General features: G+C 73.0%; 8 protein-coding genes and 1 pseudogene. 7 read left to right on the forward strand and 2 right to left on the reverse strand.

Annotated features, from left to right (window positions below; genetic code table 11):
- Positions 1–16 precede the first annotated feature (16 nt).
- Positions 17–1195 carry an ROK family protein gene (locus ACFWYS_RS33325; RefSeq protein WP_384776800.1) on the reverse strand — a complete coding sequence of 393 codons (1179 nt, stop codon included), beginning with the start codon at positions 1193–1195 and terminating at the stop codon, positions 17–19.
- A 225-nt stretch (positions 1196–1420) separates the two neighbouring features.
- Here ACFWYS_RS33325 and ACFWYS_RS33330 point away from each other — a divergent pair, with 225 nt between their 5' ends.
- The 7 genes from ACFWYS_RS33330 to ACFWYS_RS33360 all read left to right on the forward strand — a co-directional run bounded on the left by ACFWYS_RS33330 (position 1421) and on the right by ACFWYS_RS33360 (position 10198).
- Complete coding sequence (locus ACFWYS_RS33330; protein WP_384776802.1) at positions 1421–2671, forward strand: serine hydrolase domain-containing protein; 1251 nt, start codon at positions 1421–1423, stop codon at positions 2669–2671.
- A gap of 89 nt (positions 2672–2760) precedes the next feature.
- Positions 2761–4170 (forward strand): CAP domain-containing protein, encoded by a 1410-nt coding sequence (locus ACFWYS_RS33335; RefSeq protein WP_384776804.1) that lies wholly within the window; start codon positions 2761–2763, stop codon positions 4168–4170.
- A gap of 68 nt (positions 4171–4238) precedes the next feature.
- Positions 4239–4916: an AIM24 family protein gene (locus ACFWYS_RS33340; protein ID WP_384776806.1), complete on the forward strand. Its 678-nt coding sequence runs from the start codon at positions 4239–4241 to the stop codon at positions 4914–4916.
- A gap of 202 nt (positions 4917–5118) precedes the next feature.
- A complete protein-coding gene (locus ACFWYS_RS33345; protein ID WP_384776808.1) occupies positions 5119–6213 on the forward strand; it encodes a tetratricopeptide repeat protein in 1095 nt (364 codons plus the stop codon).
- Positions 6210–7346 (forward strand): polyprenyl synthetase family protein, encoded by a 1137-nt coding sequence (locus ACFWYS_RS33350; protein WP_384776810.1) that lies wholly within the window; start codon positions 6210–6212, stop codon positions 7344–7346. Before ACFWYS_RS33345 ends, ACFWYS_RS33350 begins: the two co-directional genes overlap by 4 nt.
- Positions 7347–7494: 148 nt before the next feature.
- Positions 7495–8454, forward strand: a complete 960-nt coding sequence (locus ACFWYS_RS33355; protein WP_384776812.1) for a threonine/serine dehydratase — start codon at positions 7495–7497, stop codon at positions 8452–8454.
- Between the two features lie 157 nt (positions 8455–8611).
- On the forward strand, positions 8612–10198 hold the full coding sequence (locus ACFWYS_RS33360; RefSeq protein ID WP_384776814.1) for a serine/threonine protein kinase: 1587 nt from the start codon (positions 8612–8614) through the stop codon (positions 10196–10198).
- Here ACFWYS_RS33360 and ACFWYS_RS33365 read toward each other — a convergent pair.
- A pseudogene (locus ACFWYS_RS33365) lies at positions 10199–10983 on the reverse strand (serine hydrolase); the annotation flags it as partial. It abuts the gene before it with no gap.

The following is a 10983-nucleotide window of genomic DNA, read 5'->3' on the forward strand; positions in this document are numbered from 1 at the left end:
GGGTTGTTCAGCGGCGCTACCGCTGGTCGTCGGCTCGGATGAAGGACTGGATCGCGGTGGCCGCGGCTCCGCGCGCCCACTCCTCGAAGGGCAGCGGGCGGGTCTGTACGTCGCACCGGGCGGCGGAGCCGAACGCGGCCGCGGCGAAGGCGTCGCGGATCTGTTCGGCGAACAGGTCGTGGGCGGCGAGGCCCTCGCCGGAGATGATCACCCGCTCGGGTCCGAGCAGGTTGGCCACGGTGGCGATGCCCCGGCCGATCGCCTCACCGGCCCGGGCGTAGGCCTCCCGCGCTCCGGCGACTCCTTGGTGGGCGAGGGCCACGGCCTCGGCGGTGTCGGCGACCTCGGCGCCCGTCGTCTCGCGGATCCGCCTCAGGATCGCGGCGTCCCCCGCGACGGCCTCCACACAGCCGCGGTTGCCGCAGTGGCAGGGCGGGCCGGCCGGGTCGACGGTGACATGGCCGATCTCGCCGGCGACGCCGTGCGCACCGGCGACCACCCGGCCGTGCACCACGAGGCCGCAGCCGATGCCCGCGCCGACGGTCACCACGGCGAAGTCGGACAGTCCCACGCCGGCGCCGAACCACTGCTCGGCGACGGTGAGGGCGCGTACGTCGTTGTCGACGGTGACCGGCAACCCGGTGGTCGCGGCGGCGAGTTCGGCGAGGGGCACGTCCCGCCACTCCAGGAACGGCGAGTAGCGGACGACGCCCGCGCCCCGGTCGACGTCGCCGGAGACGGCGATGCCGAGGCCGAGGACGGGTACGCCCAGGTCGCCCGCCGCCACGAGGAGTTCGCCCACCAGCTCGGCGGTCGAGGCCAGCACGCCCTTCGGTTCCCGGTCCCTCAGCGGGGCGTGGCGGGCGACACGGATACGGCAGCACAGGTCGGTGAGCACGGCGATGATCTCGTCGCCGGTCACCTTGACGCCGATGAACAGCGCCCGTCCCCCGTCGACCCGTACCGGGTTGGCGGGGCGGCCGAGCGCGGGGCGGGCCGGCTCGTCCGCGTCCTCCACCAGGTATCCGGCCTCGATGAGCGGCCGTACCGCCTTGGTGACTGCGGCCGGTGACAGTCCCGCCCTCCGGGCCACCTCCAGGCGGGTGAGGGGTCCGTGGGACAGGACCGTGGTGAAGATCTGCGAGGCGGCCGGCGTGTTCGCCGGGAACGTCTCGGCGCGGCGGATCGAGGGCATGCCCGGAACCTAGAGCCCTTATTTTCCGCCGTCAATAAAAGAAACAGGATTGGTCCGAGGACTCCCACCCGGTGATCCGGGACTGCCCAACTGTGCGTCGTCCGTGGCGATCTGACGGGATGCGAGAAAGTTGTCCCGCGCGGGGGTGATCGTTCACGAGGTTGATCGTTCTCGTATCGGCAGCACGTCGACCGCGACGAGTCGACAGCAACGAGAGGAAGCCGGATGGTATCAGCAACGGTGGTCCGAGGTACGGCGGTGGCGGCGGCCCTGGCGTCGCTCCTGGCGGTTCCCGCACATGCCGCACCCCGGGAACCGGGCACCCCTGCGGTCCGCGCCTCGGCGGGCGGACCGCCCGAGCCGGATGTCAAGGGCCTGTGGAATGTGCTGCGTGCGGTACGGCAACAGGGCGCGCCGGGCGCGATGGCGCGGGTCGACGACGGCGACTCGGTCCACTGGGCGGCCACCGGGGTCGCGGACCGCGGGAGCGGACGGGCCATCAGCAACGCCGACCGGTTCCGCATCGGCAGCGTCACCAAGATCTTCTCGGCCGTCGTCCTGCTGCAACTGGCCGACGAGCGGAAACTGAAGCTCGACGCGCCGGTCAACCACTATCTGCCGGGTCTGCTGCCCGACGACCGCATCACGGTGCGGCATGTGCTCAGCCATCGCAGCGGCCTGTACGACTACACCAACGACATGTTCGCGCGGACGGTTCCCGGCTTCGAGGCGGTCCGCAAGAAGGTCTTCACCTACCGGCAGCTGGTGGACCGGTCCCTGGACAAGCCGCGGACCACCGAGCCGGGCGGCGCGTACTCCTACTCCAACACCAACTTCGTGGTCGCCGGGATGCTCATCGAGAAGCTGAGCGGGCACTCGGTGCGGACCGAGTACCAGCGGCGCATCATCGACGCGCTGCAGCTGGGCGACACCTTCTATCTGCACCCCGGCACGAAGATCCCCGGTCGGCACGCGCGCGGGTATCTCACCCCGGACACCGCCGGAGCGAAGCTCGTCGACGCCACCGAGCAGACGGCGTCCTGGGCACAGAGCGCGGGCGCGATCATCTCCAGCACACGGGACCTCAACACCTTCCTGTCGGCGCTGCTCGGCGGCCGGCTGACCTCGCGGGCGCAGCTGGCACAGATGCAGCAGTGGGTACCGGCGGGCGCCTCGCAGGCGTACGGCCTGGGGCTGCGGCGGCGCGACCTGTCGTGCGGAGTCTCGGTGTACGGCCACACGGGCGCCGTCCAGGGCTACTACACCTACGCGTTCGGATCCAAGGACGGCAGGCGCACTGTCGCCGCGCTCGCCAACACCTCCAACAACGGCACGGTCCTGAACTCCATGCGGGGCGCGCTGGAGTCGGCGTTCTGCGGCAAGGAGACCAAGCCGCGCAAGAGCAACGCGCGCCTCGAACGGCACGAGGACATCGCGCCGGGGATCCCCGTCGCCCCGGGCCCGAACCGGAGCTGAGGGCCGGTGCCGGGCGGGAACCCGGGAGATCCGGCGGACGTTCTGAGGACATCCCCACCGGATCCCGAACCACCCACCAGGACGGCCCGATGAGCGAGTTGGTTCCCGGGGGCAATCTGCCCCTCCCGGGCGGCAGCGTGACCGTCCGGGTGCCCGGCCCCTTCGACGTGTCCGCGCTCGTCACCGACGACAGCGGCAAGGTCCGGGGCGACGCCGACTTCGTCTTCTACAACCAGCCGTCCGCGCCGGGCGCCCGGCTCCACGGCAGCGCCCTGACCGTCGACCCGCCGGGACTGCGGCCCGGGGCCACCCGGGTCACGGTGGTCGTCAGCCCCGCCGACCCCGGCACGCCCCTGGGCCGACTGCCGGCTCCCGTGCTCCAGGTCACCGGCCCGGGCGGCGGTGCGATCGCCCGGTTCGCCCCGCCGCGCCCACGGCAGGAGACGGTGCTGCTGCTCGCGGAGATCTACCGGCGGGGCGACGGCTGGAAGCTGCGGGCCCTGGGGCAGGGGTACGCGGACGGGCTGGCGGGGATCGCGCGCGACTTCGGGGTGGACGTCGTCGAGGACGCGACGCCGTCCCCGGCCCCGTCGACGCCCCCGCCACCACCCGCCCGCCGGCCCTCCCCCGGCGCTCCGCCGATGCCGGCCGCACGGCCCACGATGCAGACCCTGTCCGCCGTCACCACCCCGAACGGCGGCACGGCCGGCGCCCCCTCCCCCGATACCGACAGCTTCCTCGGCCTGGTCAACTCCGCCCGCGCCAGGGCCGGTTCAGCTCCCGTCGCCCATGACGCCCGCCTCGCCTCCGCCGCTCAGGCCCACGCCCGCGCCATGGCCGCGGCCGGACGGCTCGGTGTCGAGGGCCACGACGGCGTCTCCGTGTACCAGCGCATCACGGCCACCGGGTACGCGTACGTCACCGTCGGCGAGCACCTGGTCTCCGGTCCGCGCACCCCCGCCGAGTTCGTCGCGTACTGCCTGCGCACCGACCAGGCCCGCCGCACCCTGCACGACCCGGCCTTCACCCACGCCGCCGTGGCCCAGGTCACGGGCGGCCGCTCGGGAGACACCTACTGGACGGCGTTGTGGGCCAGGCCGCTCACACCCGGCGACCTGGCCCGCACCGCCACCGACGTCGTCGGCCTCACCAACCGGGAGCGGGCCCGGGCCGGGCTGCGCCCCCTGGCTGTCGACCCCGTGCTCACCACCGCCGCGCAGGCGCACAGTGCGGACATGGTGGCCCGGGCCTTCTACTCCCACACCTCGCCCGAGGGGAGCCAGCCCTGGGACCGGGCCGCCGCCGCGGGCTCCACCCGGCGTTCGATCGGCGAGAACATCGCGTGCGGCCAGCGCTCCCCCGCCGAAGTCGTGGAGGGCTGGATGAACAGTCCGGGCCACCGCGCCAACATCCTCAAGCCCGACTTCACCCACCTGGGCATCGGCTTCGCGGGCGGCGGCCCCGCCGGCACGTACTGGACCCAGCTGTTCGGCGCCTGACGGGCCGGCCCAAGTGGCACGCCGCCGCGATCTGGTCGGAACGGGAGCGTCCGGGACAGGATGACCGTATGAAGGGTGACCTCTTTTCCAGCGAGCACATGGTCCAGCCCGCCACTGCGCCGGGCATGACGACAGAGAACGCCAAGTGCATCAAGTACGCGGTGAACGGCGAGATGCACGCCCGCCAGGGCGCGATGGTCGCCTACCGCGGCAACCTCCAGTTCGAGCGCAAGGGCCAGGGCGTGGGCGGCATGCTCAAGCGGGCGATGACCGGTGAGGGGCTGCCGCTGATGGCGGTGCGCGGACAGGGCGAGGCCTGGTTCGCGCACGAGGCGCAGAACTGCTTCATCGTCGACATCGACCCCGGCGACGAGTTCACGGTGAACGGCCGCAACGTCCTGTGTTTCGACGCCTCGTTGTCGTACCGGATAGCGACCGTCAAGGGCGCGGGCATCACCGGCGGCGGCCTGTTCAACAGCGTCTTCACGGGGCACGGCAGGCTGGGGCTGATCTGCGACGGAAACCCCCTGGTGATCCCGGTCTCGCCGCAGTTCCCGGTGTACGTCGACACGGACGCGGTGGTCGGCTGGACCGCCGGACTGCAGACCTCGCTGCACCGCTCGCAGTCCCTCGGCTCGATGCTGCGCGGCGGCTCCGGGGAGGCCGTGCAGCTGATGCTGCAGGGCCAGGGCTATGTCGTCGTACGGCCGAGTGAGGCGACGCCGCAGAAGCCTCAACAGCACTGACAGCCTCATGAAGTGATCTACGCCTCACGAGCAACCCTGTCCGCCTCACCGACGTCTTGACCGACAACAGCTGAACAACAACAGGTGATCGTCCGCAGATGACGCCCTGGCCCCCTGGGTCAGGGCTGGTTTTCGACGCACTATACCCTCCATGTATACACACTAGGTATAGATGCTGTGTATACCGGATCGAAAGGCATCGATGTACGGCAAGGCATTCGCCCCGGAGTACCAGGGCGCCCTCACCACTCTGTCCGTCAACTCGTCGCTCAGCGATGTGCTGGCCGCCGGCACCGAGCAGCTGCGGGCGGCCGAGCGCGCCGGAGAGCACGGCGAGGCGGCGCGCTCCGGGCTCGCGGTCGCCGAGGCGCACCGCCGGCTGGGGCAGGTCGGGGACGCCGACCGGGCGTGGAAGGCGAGCTACCGCGCCGCCCGCGAGGCCGGTGACACCGCGGCGATGGCCTGGGCGCTGTGGAGCGGCGGCACGCTGGCCCGGCAGCGCGGCGCGTTTCCGCTGGCCCGGCGGCTGCTCCAGCTCGCGGCGGACCTCGGCGAGCGCGGCGGAGACATCGTCGTACGCGGCTACTCGCTGGCGGGTCTCGCGGAGACCGGGCGGATCCAGGGGGACTACGAGGCCGTGCACCGGCTGCATGAGCAGTTGCTGGCCGAGGCGCGGCGGCGCGGTGAGGCGCGGCACACGGTGTGGGCGCTGGAGGGCATCGCGCAGATCCACCGCAACACCGGGTCCTACGACACGGCGTACGACCTGTTCGAGGAGGCCGCCGGGATAGCCGAGCGCGCCGAGGACCGGCGCGGTCACGCCTGGGCGCTGCGCGGGCTCGCCGACATCGTCTCCGTGCGCGACGGCGACGTGGAGCGGGCGCTGGCCCTGCTGTCCGAGGCGGAGACGACCTGCCGTGCGATGAAGCTGACCAGTGCGCTGGCCTACAACCACAAGATGCGCGGCAACGTCCTCTATCGCGCCGGGCGTTACGCCGCGGCCCGTGCCCTGTACGAGCAGGCGCTCGCGGAGTTCCGCGCGATGAGCGAGCCGCGCGGGGAGGCCCTGTCCCGGCTGGGCCTGGTCAAGTCGCGGGCCCAGCTGGGACGCGACCGTGCCGAGACCGCCGCCGAACTGGCCGAACTGGCCGGGGTGCTGGAGCGCATCGGTCTGCGGCACGCGCGGGAGATGGTGGGGCGGGCGCAGGAGGAGTTCTGCGGCACGCAGGGCGCTGCGGCGAAGCCGGGCACGGCGGAGATGGCTGCTGCCGGTGCCGGGGCGGTGGGCGTACGGTGACGGCGTTTCCCTCAGCGGTTCGGACGCCGCACGACACCCACGAGGCCGCCGCGCCGACACGCTCCGCGTCAGCCGCCACCCCGGCCCCCACCGAGTCCGACGCACCCCGAGCCACCCCGTCCGCGCACGCATCGCCCGACGCCCGTCAAGTCCTCGACCGCTGCCGGGCTTTGGTGCAGCCCGCGCTGCGGGAGGCTGTGGGGCGGACCCACTCGTGGGTCGGTGAGATGGCGGCGTACTCCTTCGGCTGGTGCGAGGTGGGCGGTGCGCCGGCCGCCGGTTCCGGTGGGAAGGGTGTGCGGCAGGCGCTGGCGGTGCTCGGTGCCGAGGCGGTCGGCGCGTCCGGCGCTGTGGCGGTCCCCGGGGCGGTCGCGGTGGAGCTGGTGCATGCCTTCTCGCTGCTGCACGACGACATCATGGACGGCGACACGGACCGGCGCCGCCGCCCCACCGTGTGGAAGGCGTACGGCACGGGGCCCGCCGTCCTGGCGGGGGACGCGCTGTTCGCGCTGGCCGTCGAGACGCTCGCCGCGGCACCGGCGGGGCCCCGGGCGGTGCGGCAGCTGTCCGCGGCGCTGCAGGACCTGGTGCGCGGACAGGCGGACGACCTGCTGTTCGCCACGCGCCCGTGGACGGGGCCGGAGCGGGTGCGGCCGGACGAGTACCGGGCGATGGCCGAGCACAAGACGGGCGCCCTGCTGGGCTGCGCGGCCGCGCTGGGCGCCCTGCTCGGCGGTGCGCCGCCCGCGACCGTCCACGCTCTCGACCGTGCGGGACGGCATCTGGGCGTCGCCTTCCAGGTGGTCGACGATCTGCTGGGCATCTGGGGCGACCCGGTCGTGACCGGCAAGCCGGTGCACGGCGATCTACGGGAGCGCAAGAAGACGTTCCCCGTGCTGGCCGCGCTGGACTCCCCCGCGGCCGGCCGTCTCCGTGCGCTGCTGGAGTCGGACGCCGCTCCCGGAGAGGTGGCCGCGCTGATCGAGGAGTCGGGTGGCCGCTCGGCCGCGTTGACGGAGGCTCGGCGCCAGGTGTCCGCCGCGGAGTCGGCTCTCGCCGATGTGCCGCTGGAGGCGGAGGCCGCACAAGCACTGAGGTCGCTGATCGACTTCTTGGTGCGGCGCGATCAGTGAGACCCCGAACGCCCGGTTCACCGCCGTAGGGCGGTGAACGCCGCGTCACCGTGCCTCCGGTGGCGGAACCCGGTTGACCGGCGGGCCCGGCCCGCGCCAGGGTGCGAAGCGGCGCGGATCACCGCCCCGCGCCGGGAAGGTGACTGCCTTGATCGGGATCCCGGATGTCGAAGCCGCGGCCGACGTCATCGCCGGACACGTCGTGCGCACCCCGACGGTACCCAGCCCCGGACTGTCGGCCCTGCTCGGTGTGCCGGTCACGGCGAAGCTCGAACTCCTCCAGCGCACCGGCTCGTTCAAGGCCCGCGGCGCGACGGCGAAGCTGCTCTCGCTGAGCGACGCCCAGCGCGCCGCCGGGGTCGTGGCGGTCAGCGGCGGCAACCACGGCATCGCCCTGGCGATGACGGCCGCCGTCCTCGATGTGAAGGCCACCGTGGTGATGCCGCGGTCGGCGCCCGCGCGGGCCGTCGAGATCGCCCGGGACGCCGGGGCCTCGGTGCGGCTGACGGACGACATGGACGGCGCGTTCTCCCTCGTCACGCGGCTGCGGGACGAGGGGCTGACGCTGGTCCACCCCTTCGACGACCCCCTGGTGATCGCCGGGCAGGGCACGGTCGGCCTGGAGCTCGCCGAGGACGCCGGTGACCTCACGGACGTCCTCGTCAGCGTCGGGGGCGGCGGGCTGATCGCCGGTGTCGCGGTCGCGCTGCGGGCCCGCCGTCCGGACGTACGGATCTGGGGTGTGGAGACCGAGGGCGCCGAGGCGATGTCCCGGGCACTGGCGGCGGGCGGTCCGGTGCCGGTGGCGCTGTCGTCGATCGTGTCCACGCTGAGCGCGCCGAGTGTGTCGCAGCTGACGTACGACCATGTGTCCGCCCTGGTCGACGAGGTGCTCGTGGTGCCGGACCGGGAAGCGGTGCGGGGGGTGCTCGATCTCGCCGAGCACGCCAAGCTGTGGGCCGAGCCGGCGGCCGGCTGTCTGCTGCCCGCCGCCCGGCGGGTGCTGGCGCGGGCCGGGGACGGCGCCCGGGTCGGGCTGGTCGTGTGCGGGGGCAACGCGACGACCTCGGACGTGTCGCGCTGGGCCGCGGATTTCGGCCTTCGCTGAATCGTCCCCGGTCAATTCCGGTGCTTTTCCCTGAGCTTACTCAGGCGTCAGATAGCAAATGAAAAGAAACGCACCTTGGTTGAGGTTTTCGTTGAACGCTTCCCGTGACGCCTCTCGTACTTCCTGTGGGAAATGAGAACACGGGGTTCAGCGAAGGATGACCATGGTCAAGGCAGGTGTCTCCACAGCCGAGTTGGTCGCCGGAAGGTATCGGCTCGTCGATGTCGTGCATCGTGAGACGAACCGCGTCAGTTACTACGGCGAGGACATCGAAACCGAACGCACGTGCCTCCTCACCCAGGTCGGTCTGCCCGAGGATTCCGGCCCGGACGAACGGCGCCGGGCGGCCTCCCGGATCCTGCGGACGTCCGAACGCATCGGGCTGCTGCGGCCGGGCCGGGTCGCCGGCGCCCTGGACGTCGTCGAGGTGTCCGGGAGCCTGTGGATCGTCACCGAGTGGGTCGACGGCACACCGCTCGGCGAACTCCTCACCCAGCAGGGCACGTTCAACTACGTGCGGGCCGCCCGCATCGGCCTCGAACTGCTCGACGTGCTGGAGGCCGCGCATGTCGCGGGCATCACGCACGGCGAACTGAGCCCGGGCCAGGTGTTCGTGCGCGACGACGGCTCCGTCGTCGTCACCGGCTTCGGGCTGGCCGGCGCGACCCTCGCGCCCAGGGTCGCCGCACCGTCGTACGCGTCCCCGGAGCAGGCCCGCGACGAGCGCATCGGGCCGGCGTCCGATCTGTGGGCGCTCGGCGCGATCCTCTACACGATGGTCGAGGGGCGCCCTCCGTACCGCGAACGGGACCGCCCCGAGGCCACGTTGAAGGGCGTGGACCGGCTTCCGCTGCGCGCCCCGATGCGGGCCGGACCGCTCACCCAGGCGGTGCAGGGACTGTTGCGCAAGGACTCCCGGGAGCGGCTGAGCAGACCGGTGATCCGCGACGCGTTCGTGCGGGTCCTCAGCGAGGACCCCGAGGGCGCCCTTCAGGAGATGCCGCGGCCCCGTCTGCGCGGCCGGTGCCCGGTCGGACCGGCCTGGAGCAGACGCGCCATGGTCGCCGGTACGGCACTGGCGGTGGTGACCGTCGCGGCCGCCGTCCTCGTGGCGACCAGCGACTGGCAGGACGACCCGGGCCCGTCGGCTGCGGATACGGCACCCGCTCCGTCGGCCTCCGCCGGAGCGCCGACCGGCTCGTCCTCCACCCCCACCGGCAGCCCCTCCCCGACACGGGAGCCGGGGACCCCCACCGCTTCCCCCACGGGCGACGCCCTGCCGCCCGGCTACCGCACGTACAAGTCGCCGGACGGCTTCTCCGTCGCCCTGCCCGAGGGCTGGCAGCCGCTGCGCACCCAGCGCGCCTCGGACCTGGCGTACCGCGTGTTCTTCAGTACCAAGGGCGATCCGCGCAAGCTGGCGATCACCTACAGCGAGCGGGTGGGCCCGGACCCGGTCGCCGTGTGGCGTGACGATGTCCAGCCGGGCCTTGCGGAGTGGAGCGGGTTCCAGCGGATCGGCGACATCGAGGCGACCACGTACCAGGGATACAAGGCCGCCGACATGGAGTGGCTCTCGGACCAGGGCGACACCCGGGTGCGCACCTTCGGCCGCGGCTTCGTCGTCACCGAACACCGCGGCTACTCGTTGCGCTGGACGACCCCGGAGGGCGACTGGGACGACCCCGGGAACCGGGAGGCCCTGGACGTGTTCCTGCGGACCTTCCGGGTTCCCGGGGACTGATCACCTCGGCCCGCGGGGTGCGCGCATCGCCCGCAGGGGCAGGGAGTGCAGCGGGTCCGTGCGCCAACTCGCCTTGAACGTACGGTCCTTGAGCGAGCAGGTCACATCCAGGTGGTGCGGGGTCTCCAGGAACGCGACATCCACGGCGAGGGTCTCCGCGTCGGTCCAGCCGCCGCTCACCGCGGTGGGCACCGGCTCCTCGGTGACGGTCCACCCGGCCTCGCCGAACCGCACCGGCAGCGGGTGACCGTCCTCGGTGAGCGTCAGCGTCCAGCCGTCCGGGCCCGGCGCGAGGCCGATCGCGGTCAGCTTGGGCAGATGCCCGCAGACACCGCCGTCCGGGGTGAACGCGGCGGCGGACCAGGCCTCCGCCCGCTCGGGCGGTGCGGGCTTGCCGACCGCGGGCTGCAGTGCGAGGCCGGCCAGCCGCTCGGCGAGCGCCGCGTCCGCCTCCTCGCCGCCGGTCAGGGGCTCGGCGCGGAACGCGGGCAGCAGATGCTCCCAGACCATGTTCAGCAGGGTCTGCATGTCCCAGGTGTCCGCGGTCGTCGCGATCACGACGTCCTGCTCGGGCAGCACGATGCAGAACTGGCCGAAGGCGCCGTCGCCGCGATAGCCGTGCCGGGACATCCAGAACTTGAAGCCGTAGCCGCGCTGCCAGTCCTCCCCGGGCATCGCACCGGCGTTCTGGATCTGCGGCCGGGGGGGCGCGGCCCCCCCCCACCCCCGCCCCCGGCGCCGCCCCCCCCACCACCCCCCCCCGCGAGAGACACAGTCGCACGCCG

This window comes from Streptomyces sp. NPDC059010 (assembly GCF_042740355.1).
GTDB lineage: Bacteria > Actinomycetota > Actinomycetes > Streptomycetales > Streptomycetaceae > Streptomyces.

Bases quoted from the DNA above. Each gene is read 5' to 3' on its own strand.
- ACFWYS_RS33325 (WP_384776800.1), bottom strand. From the start codon at position 1,195: ATGCCCTCGATCCGCCGCGCCGAGACGTTCCCGGCGAACACGCCGGCC.
- ACFWYS_RS33330 (WP_384776802.1), top strand. From the start codon at position 1,421: ATGGTATCAGCAACGGTGGTCCGAGGTACGGCGGTGGCGGCGGCCCTG.
- ACFWYS_RS33335 (WP_384776804.1), top strand. From the start codon at position 2,761: ATGAGCGAGTTGGTTCCCGGGGGCAATCTGCCCCTCCCGGGCGGCAGC.
- ACFWYS_RS33340 (WP_384776806.1), top strand. From the start codon at position 4,239: ATGAAGGGTGACCTCTTTTCCAGCGAGCACATGGTCCAGCCCGCCACT.
- ACFWYS_RS33345 (WP_384776808.1), top strand. From the start codon at position 5,119: ATGTACGGCAAGGCATTCGCCCCGGAGTACCAGGGCGCCCTCACCACT.
- ACFWYS_RS33360 (WP_384776814.1), top strand. From the start codon at position 8,612: ATGACCATGGTCAAGGCAGGTGTCTCCACAGCCGAGTTGGTCGCCGGA.